Annotated in this window: 15 protein-coding genes, 1 pseudogene and 1 riboswitch; of the genes and pseudogenes, 7 read left to right on the top strand and 9 right to left on the bottom strand. The window is 69.6% G+C overall.

The features are described from left to right. From GOHSU_RS17080 to GOHSU_RS14820, 5 genes and pseudogenes are all read left to right on the top strand, one after another. Window positions 1-601, top strand: a pseudogene (locus GOHSU_RS17080) (hypothetical protein); the annotation flags it as partial. A 2-nt stretch (window positions 602-603) separates the two neighbouring features. Next, entirely contained in the window at window positions 604-1,848 is a 1,245-nt protein-coding gene (locus tag GOHSU_RS14835) for an LGFP repeat-containing protein (RefSeq protein ID WP_005943472.1), read from the top strand. A gap of 217 nt (window positions 1,849-2,065) precedes the next feature. Beyond that, the gene (locus tag GOHSU_RS14830) at window positions 2,066-2,617 is read left to right on the top strand and encodes a YceI family protein (protein WP_005943469.1); all 552 of its coding nucleotides are present in this window, start codon (window positions 2,066-2,068) and stop codon (window positions 2,615-2,617) included. A 74-nt stretch (window positions 2,618-2,691) separates the two neighbouring features. Then, window positions 2,692-4,392 carry an adenylate/guanylate cyclase domain-containing protein gene (locus GOHSU_RS14825; RefSeq protein ID WP_005943467.1) on the top strand — a complete coding sequence of 567 codons (1,701 nt, stop codon included), beginning with the start codon at window positions 2,692-2,694 and terminating at the stop codon, window positions 4,390-4,392. A gap of 9 nt (window positions 4,393-4,401) precedes the next feature. Further along, window positions 4,402-5,283 carry an oxidoreductase gene (locus GOHSU_RS14820; RefSeq protein ID WP_005943465.1) on the top strand — a complete coding sequence of 294 codons (882 nt, stop codon included), beginning with the start codon at window positions 4,402-4,404 and terminating at the stop codon, window positions 5,281-5,283. 24 nt (window positions 5,284-5,307) lie between these two features. Here the strand turns inward: GOHSU_RS14820 and GOHSU_RS14815 are convergent, their stop codons facing one another. From GOHSU_RS14815 to GOHSU_RS14800, 4 genes are read right to left on the bottom strand one after another with little or no spacing between them, the layout of a single operon-like run. Beyond that, complete coding sequence (locus tag GOHSU_RS14815; protein ID WP_005943463.1) at window positions 5,308-5,943, bottom strand: alpha-ketoglutarate-dependent dioxygenase AlkB; 636 nt, start codon at window positions 5,941-5,943, stop codon at window positions 5,308-5,310. A 24-nt stretch (window positions 5,944-5,967) separates the two neighbouring features. Continuing rightward, window positions 5,968-7,134, bottom strand: coding sequence for a pyridoxal phosphate-dependent aminotransferase (locus GOHSU_RS14810; protein WP_005943461.1), 1,167 nt, complete (start codon window positions 7,132-7,134; stop codon window positions 5,968-5,970). Between the two features lie 3 nt (window positions 7,135-7,137). After that, window positions 7,138-8,781 (bottom strand): DNA repair helicase XPB, encoded by a 1,644-nt coding sequence (locus GOHSU_RS14805; protein WP_005943458.1) that lies wholly within the window; start codon window positions 8,779-8,781, stop codon window positions 7,138-7,140. 13 nt (window positions 8,782-8,794) lie between these two features. Next, window positions 8,795-11,116, bottom strand: coding sequence for a helicase-associated domain-containing protein (locus tag GOHSU_RS14800; protein ID WP_005943456.1), 2,322 nt, complete (start codon window positions 11,114-11,116; stop codon window positions 8,795-8,797). A gap of 95 nt (window positions 11,117-11,211) precedes the next feature. Here GOHSU_RS14800 and GOHSU_RS14795 point away from each other — a divergent pair, with 95 nt between their 5' ends. Continuing rightward, the gene (locus tag GOHSU_RS14795) at window positions 11,212-11,394 is read left to right on the top strand and encodes a hypothetical protein (RefSeq protein ID WP_005943455.1); all 183 of its coding nucleotides are present in this window, start codon (window positions 11,212-11,214) and stop codon (window positions 11,392-11,394) included. Between the two features lie 217 nt (window positions 11,395-11,611). On the opposite strand, the gene GOHSU_RS14790 is transcribed toward GOHSU_RS14795, so the two are convergent. The 3 genes from GOHSU_RS14790 to GOHSU_RS14780 all read right to left on the bottom strand — a co-directional run bounded on the left by GOHSU_RS14790 (window position 11,612) and on the right by GOHSU_RS14780 (window position 13,421). Then, window positions 11,612-12,208, bottom strand: a complete 597-nt coding sequence (locus tag GOHSU_RS14790; protein WP_005943454.1) for a transglycosylase family protein — start codon at window positions 12,206-12,208, stop codon at window positions 11,612-11,614. A 9-nt stretch (window positions 12,209-12,217) separates the two neighbouring features. After that, window positions 12,218-12,407: riboswitch (cyclic di-AMP (ydaO/yuaA leader) on the bottom strand. A gap of 265 nt (window positions 12,408-12,672) precedes the next feature. After that, on the bottom strand, window positions 12,673-13,215 hold the full coding sequence (locus GOHSU_RS14785; protein ID WP_005943453.1) for a flavin reductase family protein: 543 nt from the start codon (window positions 13,213-13,215) through the stop codon (window positions 12,673-12,675). Then, window positions 13,212-13,421: a hypothetical protein gene (locus GOHSU_RS14780; RefSeq protein WP_024332989.1), complete on the bottom strand. Its 210-nt coding sequence runs from the start codon at window positions 13,419-13,421 to the stop codon at window positions 13,212-13,214. Before GOHSU_RS14780 ends, GOHSU_RS14785 begins: the two co-directional genes overlap by 4 nt. A gap of 113 nt (window positions 13,422-13,534) precedes the next feature. Here GOHSU_RS14780 and GOHSU_RS14775 point away from each other — a divergent pair, with 113 nt between their 5' ends. Beyond that, the gene (locus GOHSU_RS14775) at window positions 13,535-13,948 is read left to right on the top strand and encodes a cold-shock protein (RefSeq protein WP_005943451.1); all 414 of its coding nucleotides are present in this window, start codon (window positions 13,535-13,537) and stop codon (window positions 13,946-13,948) included. A gap of 36 nt (window positions 13,949-13,984) precedes the next feature. Here GOHSU_RS14775 and GOHSU_RS14770 read toward each other — a convergent pair whose 3' ends face one another. Further along, entirely contained in the window at window positions 13,985-14,593 is a 609-nt protein-coding gene (locus GOHSU_RS14770) for a DUF2771 family protein (protein WP_005943450.1), read from the bottom strand. Between the two features lie 24 nt (window positions 14,594-14,617). Further along, a partial coding sequence (locus GOHSU_RS14765) for an MFS transporter (RefSeq protein WP_005943449.1) occupies window positions 14,618-16,387 on the bottom strand: 1,770 nt, incomplete at its 5' end.

Raw genomic sequence — 16,387 nt, 5'->3', positions numbered from 1 at the left:
CGTGATCGAGAAGGTGATCGACAAGCCCGTGCAGCACGTGGTCGACAAGATCGTCGAGCGCCCGGAGGTGACCGAGAACCTGGTCGAGAAGCCGGTCAAGCGCGAATTCGAGAAGGTCGTCGAGGTGCCGGTGCTGATCGAGAAGCTGGTCGAGAAGGAGATCAAGCAGGTCGTCGAGCGGGTGGTGGAGAAGCCGGTCACCGTCGAGGTCGAGAAGGTCGTCGAAAAGCCCGTCTACGTCGAGGTTGAGAAGGTCATCGAGAAGCCGGTCGAGCGGGTCGTCGAAGTGGTGGTCGAAAAGCCCGTCTTCGTTCGCAAGGTGGTGGAGAAGGAAGTCGAGCGGGTGATCGAGGAGTCCGAGGAGACTCGAACGGTGACCCACGAGGGCCTGACGGGCGAGGACGTGCGCGCGCACTTCCTCGATCGCGGTGAAACCGCCGACACCTCATGGATCGAGGCGCGCACCGGGCAGCATCCCGAGGGGAACATCGCCGGTCAGGGTTCGCCTGCGCTGGACGTGCCCGGCCGGGTCATCGACCCGAAGTACGCGGTGACCGACGACGACGATCCGCAGGATCGCGGTCCCCGGGGCCGTCGCTGACGATGAGGACGGTCAAAGGGCGGCGGGTCCGCCCGGTATTCACCGTGCTCGGGGTGCTGGGGCTGCTGCTGAGCCCCCTGGTGGCCACGCCGAAGGCCCATGCTGATCTGACGACGGCGACGCAACAGATCGAGGCGTACGTCGACACCGGTGATCACCGCGAACTGCTGGGTGCTCCGGTCGGCGAGATCACCGCGATCGGTGACGACGGATCCGCGTCGGCGCGGTACACCGGCGGCACGGTCTACTGGTCTGCGGCCACCGGGGCCCATGCGGTTCTCGGGGCGATCGCGGCCAAGTACCGGCTGATCGGCGGTCCGGAGGCGATCGGATTCCCCACCGGCGACGAGCAAGTGGCCGGCGAGGGTCGCTTCAGTGAATTCGGCCGGTCCGGTGGGGCGGCGATCTACTGGAGTCCGCAGACCTCGTCGACCCTGCTGACAGATGGTGTGCTGCGGGCGTGGCGGTCGACCGGAGGGGTCGACGGCCCGTTCGGGTTCCCGGTCTCGGACACGGTGAACAACGGCCGGCTCGATTCGTCGACGTTCGCCGGTCCGGACGGATCCGGTATCTCCTGGTCGCCGGTCACCGGCGTGGTGGAGACCGTACCGGCCGATATCCCGGGTGTCAGTCTGCGCGAGATGACCGCTGCGGCCGCCGCCCGTAACGGCGCCGCGGTCGCCTCGACCGGCTCGCAGGTCGAGGCGACGTCGTGGTGGAAGCAGTGGTGGCTGTGGGGGCTCATCGCGCTGGCTGTGCTGCTGCTGGCCTGGCTGCTGATCCGGCTGGGCCGGGGGCGGGCGGGTGCCGCTGGCGCCGGCGTCGTCGAACCCGGACCGGAACCGGATGCCTCGATTCGCGCGTTGCCCCCGGGTGGCGCAGCTTCCGCCCGCGATGCAGGGGCCACGCCGACCCCGGATCGCGAGCCCGAACCCGAGCCCGAGCCCGAGCCGGCCGCCAAGGCCGCGCCCGCTGTGCCGGAGCCGCCGGCGCCGGTGCTGAGCCAGGAGACCGAGGCCGCCTCGGCGCTGGTGGTCGCCTACGCCAGCGAGACCGTTTCCGGGGCGAAGATCGAGTACGCCAACAACGCTCTGGGCGCCGACAAGCTGCACCCGGATGATCAGACACACGCCTGGCTGCACGGCGAGCGGGAGAGCGGGCCCGCCAGCGACGACCGGCCCGGCAGCGACGACCGGCCCGGCAGCGCGGAGCCGAGCGACGACGAGGGTGTGCGCGAGCGGGAGTGACCTCGGGCATGCACGTTCCGGCCCGCAGCGGATGTTCCGGCATCCGCTGCGGGCCGCAGTCGTTCGGGCGCAGCGCCGGTGGGCCGGACTGTGAACTGCATCTCATATCCGCCCGGGCGGGAAATAATCGGACCGCGGTCCGGTTATCTTGGGTGAGCGGGGATCAGCCGATCCCGCCAGAAACATCATCATTGGATCAGCAACCAAAGGAGCTCACATGTCCTTCTCCGCACTGCCTCTGCTCACCGCCGGCACCTGGAACATCGACCCCGTCCACTCGCAGGTCGGCTTCTCGGTGCGCCACCTGATGGTCTCGAAGGTCCGCGGTGAGTTCACCGATGTCAGCGGCGCCATCGTGGTGGCCGAGGACGGGTCGGTGTCGGTGTCCGCCGAGATCGGCGTGGCTTCGATCAACACCAAGAACGACCAGCGTGACGCCCATATCCGCTCCGCCGACTTCTTCGACGCCGAGAAGTTCCCGAAGGCGACCTTCGTGTCGACCTCGGTCGAGCCGGACGGCGACGACTACATCCTGCACGGTGACTTCACCCTCAAGGGGATCACCCGGCCGATCCAGATGACCATGGAGTTCAACGGCGTGAACCCGGGCATGGGCCACGGTCAGGTCGCCGGCTTCGAGGCGCGCACCGTGATCAACCGCAAGGACTTCGGCGTCGACCTGGAGATGCCGCTGGAGACCGGCGGCACCGTGGTCGGCGACAAGATCACCCTGACCATCGACATCGAGGCCGTGCACAGCGCCTCCTGATCGGTTCGCACCGCACTCCTCGCCGGCCCCCCGCTGGGTACGCTCTACGCAGTATCCAGACAGGGGAGGCCGTCGTGCATCTGCAACGAACGCGCGCGCTCCTGCACGCGATCGCCGACCGGCTGGATGCGCTGACCATGCGGCCGTGGGTCGGCGCGGTCCTAGACGATCACGGTGAGCTGTCGGTCAGCGAGCGACTGGCTGTCGACGCACCGCTGCGCCGGCGGGTGCTGCGCCGGGTGGCGATCGGGGGACTGGGCACCGGCCTCGGCTCGAATCTGCTCATCGGTGCCGAGATCTTTGTTCTGGTGCTGCTGTCCTACACCGGTGGTCGCCTGACCCTGCACACTGCAGTGAGTCATCCCGCCTTCGGCGACATGCTGGTCGCGGTCCTGGTCAGCATCGCTGTGAGTATGGCCGCTGCGGTCGCGTTGCTGCGGCCGGACTTCCGCTGGTTCCTCTCCGGGGCGCCGGCCGATGCCGCCCGTCGCCGCAGTGTCGGTCAGATCCCGGTGCGTCAGGTGTCCGCCGACCTGCTGGGCTGGCTGTTCGGTTTCGCCGTGTACGCACTGCTCGCCGGCGGCGACGGCCGGTTCCTGGTGATCGTCGGCGGGGCCTTCGCGCTCTCGGCGGTGACCTCGTGCAGCCTGACCTATCTGATCGCCGAGGCGGCCGCGCGTCCGCTGGCGGTGCTGGCCATGCGGGGCACCTCGGAGCCGCGGGTGGTCCACGGCGTCCGCGAACGCATGATCGTGGTCTGGATCGTCTCCTCGGCGGTCCCTATGGTCGGGCTGATCGCGATCAACTTCGGTCGCCGCCTGGACTGGCTGCCCTCGGCCTCGGGGCCGGTGGACTGGGCCGCCGTGGTCCTGGCGCTGGTGGCGCTGGGTTCGAGCCTGGCGGTGGTGAGACTGGTGGGCCGGGCCATCGCCGATCCCCTCACCGAAATGCGCGAGGTGATCGAATCGGCCGCCGACGGTGACTTGAGCAGACGGGTGGCGGTCTACGACTCCTCGGAACTGGGCGTGCTGCAGAACGGGCTCAACGACATGCTCGACGGCCTCACCGAGCGCGAGCGGATCCGCTCGCTGTTCGCCAAACACGTCGGCCATCGCGTCGCCGAGCTGGCGATCGCCGGGATGGACGAGATGAGCGGAACCAATACCGAGGTGGCCGTCATCTTCGTCGACCTGACCGGGTCGACGTCGTTCGCCGCACAGCGGGATCCGCGAGAAACGGCGATGGTGCTCAACGTCTTCTTCTCGGTGGTGGCCAAGGTGGTCCAAGAGCACGAAGGCCTGATCAACAAGTTCGAGGGCGACGCCTCCCTGATCATCTTCGGTGCGCCCCAGCCGTTGGCCGATCCCGCCGGTACCGCACTGCGGGCCGCACGCGAACTCGGTGAAGCGCTCGGCGAGGCGGTGCCGCTGGAATGGGGTATGGGGGTCAGTTACGGGCGGGTCTTTGCCGGCAACATCGGCGCCGCCAACCGGTACGAGTACACCGTGATCGGCGATTCGGTAAACGAGGCGGCGCGGCTGTCCGACCGTGCCAAAGAAGGGGTGGCGCCCATTTATGCCAGCGGCAGCGCCCTGGCCGCAGCTCCGGCCGACGAAGCGCAGCAGTGGCAGTCGGTGGAACGGGTGCGTCTGCGCGGCCGGCCCGAGGAGACGCAGGTGTACGTCCCGGCGGCCCTGGCGCGTCGTCCGGCGCCGCCGACATTGGGTAGCGTGCTCGGTGAACTGATGAAGCTGCCGGCCTGGCGGCTGCGGTAGGAGGCGGATATGGGCGGCTGGGGACTTTCGGATATGCCGAGTCAACAGGGGCGCCGGGTGGTCATCACCGGTGCCAACAGCGGGCTCGGGGAACAGATGGCGATCGCCCTGGGGGCGGCCGGCGCCCAGGTGACCCTGGCCTGCCGCAATGTGGCCAAAGCGCAGCGCGTCGCCGACTGGATCGGTCCGCATGCCCGCGTCGCCGAACTGGATCTGGCGGATCTGGCCTCGGTGCGCGCCTTCGCCGACGGCTTCGACGGTGCGGATGTGCTGATCAACAACGCCGGAGTGATGGCGATCCCGCAGGCGCGGACCGCCGACGGCTTCGAGATGCAGATCGGGACCAACTTCCTGGGGCACTTCGCGCTGACCGGGCTGGTGCTGGACCGGATCGACGACCGGATCGTGACGTTGTCGTCGCTGATGCACAAGCGTGCGCGCCTGGATGTGGACGATCTGAACTGGCAGCAGCGCAAGTACAGCCGGTGGGTCGCCTACAGCGACTCCAAACTCGCCGATCTGGTCTTCGCGCTCGATCTCGCCGATCGCCTGGCGAAGGCGGGTTCGGCCAAAGCGTCGCTGGCCGCGCATCCGGGCTATGCGGCGACCGAATTGCAGGGCCACACCGAGACGCCCTTCGAATGGGTGATGAAGCTGGGGAATCTGACGCCGATCGCCCAGTCCGCGGCCGACGGAGCGCTCCCGGCGCTGTTCGCGGCGACCTCCCCGCATGCGGCCAACGGCGAATACTACGGACCGCGAAGCTTCGGTGAGATGCGCGGTGCGCCCGCACCGGCGAGCTACCGTCGCGCCGCCGACGATCCGGACCTGCGCCGCCGGCTCTGGGACAAGGCAGAGGAACTCACCGGCGTGCAGGTGACCGTCGGCTGAGACCGTTCACCCCGGGCGCCGCGGTCAGCGGACCCCGGGCGGACGGAACTGGATCGACAACCGGGGCCCGGCACCCGGGCTCTTGGGCACCGCGTGGTCCCAGGTCCGCTGACAACTGCCGCCCATGACCAGCAGGTCGCCGCTGCCCAGGGTGAAGCGCAGAGACCGGCCGCCGTCGCGCGGACGCAACGCCAGCACCCGCGGTGAACCCAGTGAAATGATCGCCACCAAGGTGTCGTGATCGGCGCCGCGGCCGATGCGGTCGCCGTGCCAGGCGACCGAATCGCGGCCGTCCCGGTACAGGCACAGTCCGGCGCTGACGAAGCCCTCGGGCAGCTCGGCGCGGTAGTGGTCGCTCAGCCGATCGCGCAGCGTACGCAGCAGGGGCAGCGGCAGCTGTGCACCGGCGGGGTAGTGGGCGGTCAGGCGTGGAACCGGCAGCGTGGCGTCGTACATCCGCCGCCGCTCGGCTCGCCAGGGCACCTGATCGGTCAACTCTCCGAACAGACCGGTGGTCCCGGTCAGCCAGCCGGGCCGCAGATCCACCCAGGCGCCGTCGCTGAGGTGGCGGCGGCGCACCGCCCCGGCGAGGGGGTGCACGGTGGGACCTGCATCGACGTCGGTCTCGAACAGGGAATGCTGGATGCCGGCGAGGGTCATGCGGTCAGCGTACGCCGGATCGAACTAGTGTGCGAGCCTCTGTAGTCGCCGGGTCGCCTCGGTGAGCACCTCGTCGCGCTTGCTGAAGGCGAAGCGCACCAGATGCCGCCAGGGGCCGGCGACCGGATCGTCGACGAAGGCGCTGACCGGGACGGCGGCGACGCCGATCCGGGCGGGCAGTTCGCGGCAGAAGGCCGCCCCGTCGGAGTACCCCAGGGGGCCTGGATCAGCCAGCAGAAAGTAGGTCCCGTCGGTGTGGTGCACGCCGAACCCGGCATCGCGCAGCGCCGCGGACAAGGTGCGCTGCTTGTGTTCGAGGGCGCGGGCCATCTCGGCGACCCACGCCGACTCGGTCCGCAGCGCCAGGGCGACGGCGGGCTGGAACGGTCCGGAGCCGACATAGGTCAGATACTGCTTGGCGCCCCGGGCCGCGGCCACCAGCTCGGCCGGCCCGCTGACCCAGCCGACCTTCCACCCGGTGACGTTGAAGGTCTTGGCGGCGCTGGAGATCCGCAGGGTGCGTTCGGCCATCCCGTCGAATGCGGCGAGTGGGCGGTGCACCCGGCCGCCGAACAGCAGGTGCTCGTAGACCTCGTCGGCGATGGCCACGACATCGTGCTGAACGCACAACCGGGCGATCTCGGCGAGCTCGTCGTCGGTCAGCGCGGTGCCGGTGGGATTGTGCGGGGTGTTCACCAGGATCGCCGCGGTATCGGGCCCGAACGCCGCCCGCAGTGCGTCCAGATCCAGGCGGAAACCGTCGCCGTCGGGAATCAGCGGGACGGTCCGGCGCACCCCGCCGGCCAGCGCGACCGTGGCGGCGTAGGAGTCGTAGTACGGCTCGATCAGGATCACCTCGCGGCCCGGTTCCACCAGACCCAGCACCGCCCCGGCGATCGCCTCGGTGGCCCCCACGGTCACCAGTACCTGGTCATCGGGGTCGTAGACCAGACCGTAGTCGCGCTGCTGCTGTTCGCTGATCGCCCGGCGCAGCCCGGGAATGCCCATTCCGGGCGGATACTGGTTGTGCCCGTCGGCGATGGCCTGCTGCGCGGCGGCCAGCATCGCCGCCGGACCGTCGGTGTCCGGGAAGCCCTGTCCGAGGTTGATCGCCTCGTGGGCCGTGGCCAGCGCCGACATCTCGGCGAAGATCGTCGAAGCGAACGGCTGTAGCCGCGGGACCAGCGCCACGGCTCAGGCCGTCGGTAGATCGCCGGCGTCGACGATCCGGTAGGCATACCCCTGCTCGGCGAGGAAGCGCTGCCGGTGGGCGGCGTAGTCGGCGTCCAGGCTGTCGCGGGAGACCACCGAATAGAAGTGCGCCTGCCCGCCGTCGGCCTTCGGGCGCAGCAGCCGGCCCAGTCGCTGGGCCTCTTCCTGACGGGAGCCGAAGGTGCCCGAGACCTGCACCGCCACCGCGGCTTCGGGCAGATCGATGGAGAAGTTGGCGACCTTGGAGACCACCAGGGTGGAGATCTCCCCGCGCCGGAAGGCGTCGAACAGCTTCTCGCGTTCGGCGTTGCGCGTGGAACCCTGGATCACCGGGGCATCCAGTTCGCGGCCCAGTTCCTCGAGCTGATCGATGTAGGCCCCGATGACCAGCGTCGGCTGGCCGCGGTGCTGCTCGAGGATGTTGCGCACCACCCGCAGTTTGGAGTGGGCGGTGGAGCAGAGCTTGTACTTGGTGTCGGCTTCGGCGACGGCATACTGCAGTCGCTCGTCGTCGGACATGGTGACCCGGACCTCGATGCACTCGGCCGGGGCGATCCAGCCCTGGGCCTCGATGTCCTTCCAGGGTGCGTCGTACCGCTTAGGCCCGATGAGGCTGAACACATCGCCTTCCCGGCCGTCCTCGCGCACCAGGGTCGCGGTCAGGCCCAGGCGGCGACGCGACTGCAGATCGGCGGTCATCCGGAACACCGGCGCGGGCAGCAGATGCACCTCGTCGTAGATGATCAGACCCCAGTCGCGCGAATCGAACAGGTCCAGGTTGCGGTATTCGCCCTTGGATTTGCGGGTCATCACCTGGTAGGTCGCGATGGTGACCGGCCGGATCTCCTTACGTTCGCCGGAGTATTCGCCGATCTCGTCCTCGGTCAGCGAGGTGCGGGCGATCAGCTCCCGCTTCCACTGGCGCCCGGCGACGGTGTTGGTCACCAGGATCAGCGTGGTCGCCTGCGCCTTGGCCATCGCGGCCGCACCCACCATCGTCTTACCGGCACCGCACGGAAGTACGACGACGCCCGAGCCGCCCGCCCAGAACGAGTCGGTGGCCAGCTGCTGGTAGTCCCGCAGCTCCCAGTCGTCCTGTTCCAGCGTGATGGAGTGGGCTTCCCCGTCGACGTATCCGGCCAGGTCTTCGGCCGGCCAGCCGATCTTGAGAAGCATCTGCTTGAGGCGGCCGCGTTCGGAGGGGTGCACCACCACGGTGTCCTCGTCGATGCGCGCCCCGAGCATCGGTGCCACCTTCTTATTGCGCATCACCTCCTCGAGCACGGCGCGGTCCAGCGAGACCAGGGTCAACCCGTGTGCGGGATTCTTGGCCAGCTGCAGCCGGCCGAAACGGCTCATGGTGTCGACGACGTCGACCAGCAGCGGTTGCGGCACCGGATAGCGCGAGTAGGTGACGAGGGCATCGACCACCTGCTCGGCGTCGTGGCCGGCGGCGCGGGCGTTCCACAGCGCCAGCGGCGTCACCCGGTAGGTGTGCACGTGCTCGGGGGCACGTTCGAGTTCGGCGAACGGCGCGATCGCCGCCCGGGCGGCACCGGCCTGCGGGTGGTCGATCTCCAGCAGTACCGTCTTGTCCGATTGCACGATGAGAGGTCCGTCAGTCACCCCTCCATTGTGCCTAGAGAAGTTCCAGACTGGTGATCCGGTACAGGGAGAACCTGGCCTCGGGGTCGGCATCGGAGGTGCCCAGGAGCTGGCCGGCCTGCAGGGCGCGCGGGGTGACGACGTGCCGGCTGGCCGAGCCGTGCGCGTCGACATAGCCCAGCCGCAGCTGTCGGCCGGTCCGCAACGCCAACTGGATCAGGGCCGTGGTGCTCTCGCCGCCTCCGGTCACCCGCACCGCCGCCTCGGCGGGCGCTTCGGCCAGATCGGCCGCCCGCAGACGGGTGACCACCGTCTGCGCTTGACCGGTGGACAGCCGGGCGCGGCGCTGCGGCGGGCGCACCGCCGGCGGGCGGGCCGGTACCCGGGATCCGCGGCTGGCCAGATCGACCAGCGCACCGCTGGAGTCCTCGCCGGCCGGTGCGAATCCGCCGTCGCGCAGAGCCTGCACCACCTCGCGGACCGGGGCCGGGGAGATCGCCACGGTCGGCGCCAGCCCGCGCAGGGAGACCTCGGACGCGGCAGCACTGCGCAGGACCGCGGCCAGCAGCGCCGGATCCTCGCAGCGGACGAAGGCCCCGGCCATCCCGACCCGCAGGCTGCCGTGACGCCGGGCGACGTCCTCGACCAGGTAGGTCAGCGACTGCGGTACCGGGGTCCGGGAGCAGCTGGTGAGCAGAGCGATGATCTCGGTGCCGGTGCGGCCGCTGTCGAGAGCCCGGCGCAGACTCTCCTCGCTGATCCGGTACACCGAGGCGGCTCCGCCGGACTCCAGATCGGCGATGGACTGGACCTGTTCGGCCAGTTCGGCGGTCATCGGGCCGGGCACCATCAGCGTCATATCGGCCTGCACCAGAAAATGGTCGACCGGTGCCGGCAGCGCCAGGTCCATGGCGGTCAGCACCGCCACGGCCTCGTCGTCCGGGTCGGCTTCGAGGAGTGCGCGGCCGGGAGCGGTGACCGCGCCGTGGGCCACCAGGCCCAATTCCTGTGCCTCGCGCAGGGTCTCGCCGACGTGCCGGCGGGTCCAGCGGCGCAACTGGCGCGGGTGCCGCCAGATCAGGGCGGTCACCAGCGCGTCGACGTCCACCGGTGTCGCCTCCGGGGTCTGCAGCAGCGGCGCGAGGATCTGCCGGCGGGTCAGCGGGGCGGTGGCATCGAACAGGTCGCTGGACAGGGCCGCGATGGTGTTGCCGTCGCGGTCGGTGTCCCCGATCTGCCACGGACGACGAGGCAGATCCAGCCAGGTATGCGCCAGGGTGTACCAGCGTCGTTCCACCGGTGCGTGAGTCCACGCGTCCACCGCGACGGTGGGGGCGAAACCCTCCTCTCCCGACCAGCGCGCCGGTTCGGGTTCGGGGAAGCCCGCATCCAGGAGCCGGTGGGCGGCCAGCAGCTCGACCAGCAGCCCGATCCTGCCGACCGACAGGCCGGTCGCTTTGGCGAGCCGGCGCAGTTCCCGGATACCCAGGCCGCCGGACTTGAGCACGGCGGCCGGTGCATGCCCGAGGACGTCGAGGAGTTCGGCGGCGTGCCGCAGCAGCTCCAGCGCCTCACCGGCGCCGGCGGCGTCGATCGCGGCGGCCTCGAACCGGCCCGGGCCGTCGCTCAACGACGGCGCCGTCAGGGTGGTGACGGTCAGCGGTGGTTCTCCGCGCAGCAATTGCCCGGCCATCGGGGCCAGTTCGACGGTCTGCTCGTCGATCCGTGCCAGCAGACCGGCGTCGATCAGCCGGGGGACCGGCGCGCTGGGATCGGCATCGGGAGCCGCGTCGCGGCTGCGGCCCAGCGCCGGACCGGCGGCCAGGGTGGCCAGCAGTTCCCGCGGCCGTTGGTCCAGATCGTCGAGCAATTCGCGGATTCGGTCCGGATCGGCTCCGGCCAGCGGACCCAGCAGATGATGGCCGCGCCAGGGCAGGGCCGCCGGCAGTTGAATACTCGCGACCCATTCGGGTTTGCGGGCGGTGCCGGTGCCGCTGTTCCAGATCAGCGCCTGGGCGGCCAGGTCGGTCAGCCGGGCGTCCAGATCGGCCCGCTTGATCCGGCGGCCCAGGGCCGCGATCACCTGGTCGCGAGACACCGGACCGAGCAGGTCGTGCCGGGCCGTGGCCGAGCCGCACCCGATGAACGCCTCCAGTACCGCAGCGGTGGGCAGATCCAGGTTGTCCCCGGCCAGTGCGATCGAGGCCGCCGAGAGTGCACGCTGGGCCAGGCGGGCGGTTCCGCGCGGCGGCGGTGAGGCAAGGTCGGGTCGCCGGGTCAGCAGGGCTGCCAGATCCTCGTCGGAGCGGTCGGCCAGCGTCTCGGCCAGGCCGCGCAGGGGACGGTCCGTGGTCATCCGATCGAGTCTACCGGCGCGGCCCGATCCGGCCGGGGCACAATGAGTTTCGGGTCGGTGCCGCCGGATGGCGACCGTCATGGCACAATGAGGCCGTGGCTAAGAAGAATACGTACGTGGACAATGGCTGGCCGGACGTCGCAGTCGAGGAGCATGCCGTCACCGAGTTCACCGCGCATCTCGCCGGTGCCCTGTCGCCGTTCGGTAACGAGACGGCATTCCCGGTGCCGGCCGACGAGCTGATGTACATCCAGCCGAATACCGTCATCAACCGCTGATCGGACGGCGCTACGCCGCCCCGGTACACGCTTGGACCTAACCCCGCGCCGCACGGCGCGGGGTTTTGTCGCGCCGGAAAGCGCGGCCAGCCGGATGTGGTGGGATCGGGAACCGGCGTTTCCGGGTCCGGATGCGCCGAGACCCCTGCACTGAAACAGTGCAGGGGTCTCGGGTTGTCTCCTGGTGCCGGGTCTACTGGGACCGGCCCGGTGCGACTCAGAGGCCGAGCAGGCCCTTGTTCTGGTTGAACAGGTCCAGCTGGCCCTTGTCGAGCTGGAAGCCGGACTTCTCCAGCGCCTCGGCAGCACCGCGCAGCTCCGGGTTCTGCTTCACCTGAGCGATGGCGTCGCCGGTGGTGGCTGCCTGATCGGCCTGCGGGTTCTGCTTCTGCTGCTTCAGCTTGGGCAGCGACGGGGTGGACGGCGTGGCCGGTGCGGTGCGCGCGGTCGGTCCCGACAGCACGGTGCCGCAGGTGGGCCATGCGCCCTTGCCCTGGCTGGCCAGCACGCGCTCGGCGACGACGATCTGCTGCTCCTTGGTGGCCTGGTGGGCGTACGGGGCGTACTGACCGCCGCCGTGGCCGGACCAGGTGCTCGGGCTGAACTGCAGCCCGCCGTGGTAGCCGTTACCGGTGTTGATCTGCCAGTTACCGCCCGACTCGCACTGAGCGACCTGGTTCCACTCGGCATCGGTGGCAGCCGAAGCGGTGCCCGCGCCCAGCAGGGCGGCGCCGCCGCCGATGACGGCGGTGGTCAGGGCGACCTTGGCCGCGGTCTTGGAGGTGCTGGTCGTCGGCTGAGCGTGACGTGCCATGGTGAAGTCTTTTCCTCTCTCCACGCGCCTGCGAAGTAAGCTGTCGGGTTCGAGCGAGAGGTGCCCGGTCCTGCGCCGGACTGCTGTCCGGTTGTGGACTTAACCCCAAGGCGGTACGTCTCTCGACGTTCCGCCGTTATCCGGTGGGATGGTGGGTCCCCCGCCCTCGTTCCTGAACTGAAGTCAGTGGTTTCGGTGATCCCGGCGGCGGAACGAGGTTGGGCGCGTCCGCCGGGCGGTGTTCTGTTTTCGGCGCCTCAGGGCGACCGGGATGAACACTACGTAATCCGTTGGGGTGAATCACCTCGTTGCCGAAGACCGTTTTTCCGGCCGAAAGCCGGATGATCGGCCGATTTTCGGCGTTATTCCAGTTCACGGCACTGATGGTCGTCTCGTGTCCGGTTCGTTATCGTCTCGTTATGTGAGTAAGGTCACAGTGAGATTGAGATCTGGAACACGCACCGTTATCCGTCGGCGGTCCGCCGGGCCTCCAGAGCGCGAAAGGTGCTGGCGTGGAAGACCAGGGGATCGACGCCCGGATCGCTGCGCAGCGCGTCGATCCGCAGCAGCACGATCGTGTGATCGCCGGCCGGGACCTCCTCGAAGACGGTGCACACCAGATGGGCCGCCGCGTCCGGGACGAACACCGCTCCGCTGTCGTGCACCAGTGGTTCGACGCCGCTGAAGCGCTCGGCGGGTGGGCCGGCGAGCTGCCGGCACACCTGACCCTGGTGGGCGGCGAAGACGCTCACCCCCAGTGCCTGCGCGTCCCGCAGCAACGGCCAGGTCGCCGATTCGCGGCGCACCGAGACCGAGACCAGCGGGGGGTCCAGGGACACGGTGGAGAAGGCGCTGGCCGACATGCCGATCAGCTCACCGCCGGAGCCGTCGCCGACGGTCGGCGTCGATCGGCACACGGCGACGACGCCGGAAGGGAAACAGCTGTAGGCGCGTTTGAGGGCGCGGGCATCGCCTGCCGGGTCCAGGGGCGTGCTGCCGTCGATCATCGGCTCCGCCGTCCCAGCAGGACCGCCGAGACGATCGCCAGCAGCAGCCCGATCGGCGCGAGCAGCGCCAGCAGATAGGTGACGGTGACGATCAGCTGATTGGAGTCGCGTACCGCGGGGATCAACAGTGCCAGGGCGGCCACGAAGCCGACCACCACCATGATCACGGCGGCCGGAAGCAGCGTCGACGACTTGGGGGTCTGCATGGCCACCACGGTAGTCCGACGCGTAACATCAGGTGAAGTGCGCCTCAGGTCTCACGCAGGTGAGCGGGGCGCTTTCCCTTGGGCAGTGACGATGAAGTGTGAAGGTGAGCACAGTGCCGACCGGACGGGTGAAGTGGTACGACTCCGCGAAGGGGTTCGGGTTCCTCTCGCAGGAAGACGGTGAAGACGTCTACGTGCGGTCCTCTGCGCTGCCCTCGGGCGTGACCGAGCTCAACCCCGGACAGCGCGTCGAATTCGATATGGCGGCCGGTCGTCGTGGCCCGCAGGCACTGCGGGTGACGGTGCTCGAAGCGGCGCCGAGCGTGGTGCGCAATGTGCGGGAGAATCAGCAGGCTGCGGCCAAGCGGCACACGCCCGACGAACTGCACGGTCTGATCGCCGATCTGATCACGCTGCTCGAAGGCAAGGTGCAGCCGGATCTGCGCAACGGCCGGTACCCGGACCGCAAGACGGCGCGGCGGATCTCCGAGGTCGTGCGCGCGGTGACCCGCGAGCTCGACCGCTGAGCCGGCCCCGCCCGCCGTGTCCGTGCCGCCCGCCGATCAGCGGGCGGCGGCGTTGGCGTTGATCGCCGGGAGTTCGGTGGCGTTGGGCACGGAGAATCCGATCGGCGCGGTCTCGATCGTGTACTGACCGCGGAACAGGATGTCACCCTGACCCGACTCCGGCCCGTCGGGAGCGTCGATCAGCACCCGGGAGAACGGCCGCACCATCACGATCTGCAGCACCCGGTCCGGGGTCGACGGCAGCAGCTGGGTGTAGGTGGTCTTCGAGCGGTGGAACCAGGTGACCTCCTGTACGCCGTCGGGGCCGGCGTACAGCGCGGTCAGCATCCAGGGCGACTCGGCGATCTCGGTGGGCACCGACAGCGACAGCGACGATCCAATCGGCACCGGGAAACTCTGTGTCGGCAGCTGCGCCAGTTCCTCGCTGCTCATCGCCCGCGGCCGGCAGTCCTGCATTTCCAGATCGCACCAGAAGGTCGGGGCGATCCGCTCGAGCTGGCGGTCGGCGCCCACCGAGATCCGCGGCGGCTCGGCGGTATGACCGCGCACCAGCAGGGTGGTGGCCACGGCGACGATCGCGACCGCCGCCGCGACGGCGACGGCCAACCAGGTGAGGGCCTTCTTATCGGCGGGCTGCAAAGACATGTGTGACCTCGTTGCGGGGATCGGTTATCGGTCGTAGCGCTGGTCGTGGTTGCGCCGGGGAGCAGGACCGCGACGATCTGTGGCGCGCGGATCTGGGGCGAATCGGGGCGGACGGCCGCCGTGCTGTTCGGTCGGCATCCCCGTGGTCGGCATCCCTGAGGTCGGGGCGACGGCGGTGAACGGTGCCGTCGGTGCCGGATCGGCTGGACGGCGACCACCGAGCCCGGGGATCAGGGTGGCGCCGCGACTGGTCATGATGGTCTGGGCAAGCCCGAAACCCATCAAGACAGAGACGACGGTGAAGCCGATCCACAGTGTCGTCGGCAGGGCCACGCCCAGGCTGGCGCCCAGCACCCAGCACAGCTGCAGGACGGTCTCGGAGCGGCCGAACGCCGACGCGCGGGACTCCTCGGGCAGTCCGTCCTGAATGGTCGAGTCCAGGCAGACCTTGGCGATCGCGCTACCCGCCGAGGCGATGAGGGCCGCGATCACCACGATCATCAGATTGCCCATGATCGCCGCCAGGACCGCGCTGAGCGTCGCCGCCGCGGTGGACAGCACGATCACTCGTGGTGGTCGTTTCAGTTCCAGGCGGGTGCCGACACCGTTGCCCATCGCGTTGCCGGCACCGGCGGCCGCGCCGACCGCGCCGAGCATCATCAGCTGCTGCAGGCCGTCGCTGTCGGACTGCGCCTTGGCGTAGAAGGCGATGTACAGGGTCAGGAATCCGGTCAGGATCCGGATCGTGCCGTTCCCCCACAGGCTGGTCACCACCGACCGGCCCAGCGGCTGGCGGATGGTCTCGGTCAGCCGCGCCGAGAGTCCGCGGGCGCCTCGGCCCGACGGTGCGCCGCCGTCGTGGCGATCGCTGCGGTAGGTCAGGGTGGTGGGGATCTCGCCCTCGGTGACCTCGACCCACGCCGGGATCTTCATGCAGTAGTAGGCGCCGGCGATGGCCAGCGCGCACAGCAGCAGCATCGCCCCGGGAAGATGGAACGGCAGCCAGCTGCCCAGCACCATCTCACTGAAGGCGGCCAGACCTCCGGCCAGGATGGTGCCGAAGACCAGGCCGAACATGGTCAGGCGTGAATTGACGCGCACCAGATCGATCGAGGGCGGCAGGACGCGCGGGGCGACCGCCGACTTGAGGACGCCGAACGATTTGGACAGCACCATCAGGCCCAGAGCGCACGGATAGAGGATCCACGGCTTGTACTCCAGCTGGTTGGTCTGTGAATTCCACGACGAGTTCACGATGATCAGCAGGGCGAGTACCGCCCGGATACCGAAGGTGGCGGCCATCGCGAGTCGGCGGCCGTGCTGCAGTCGGTCGAGCAGCGGCCCGATCAGCGGGGCGATGAGCGCGAACGGGGCGATCGTGAGCGCCAGATAGAGGCCGACGTTCACCTTCGAGTCGGCGGTTGCCGCAGCGAAGAACAAGGTGTTGGCCAGGGCGACGGCCATGGCGGCGTCGACCGCGTTGTTGACCACCACCGGCATGGTCAGCGCGGTCAGCCCGGAACGATCGGCGCCGTCGGCGGTGGCGGCCTGCCGGATCATCCGCACCCCGCGCCCGGCGAAGTACTTCGACCGCTGGGCCGCCACGCGCACCACGGTGACCTTCTCCGGCGGCACCCACTCATTGCGATCGCGGTCGGGTTCGGATGCCGGGAGCGCACGGGTGACAGACTCCGACAGCGGCGGCAGATGGGGATTGTGGGAGGGCGGCGCCGGCGGACGGCGTCGCCGGCCCGACAGTCCGCGGGTCGGCGGGTCGGCCGGATACCGCGACTG

Source organism: Gordonia hirsuta DSM 44140 = NBRC 16056, from assembly GCF_000333015.1.
Classification (GTDB): domain Bacteria; phylum Actinomycetota; class Actinomycetes; order Mycobacteriales; family Mycobacteriaceae; genus Gordonia; species Gordonia hirsuta.
Note: the sequence above shows the minus strand (reverse complement) of the source record. Positions and strands in the feature narration are given on the sequence as shown.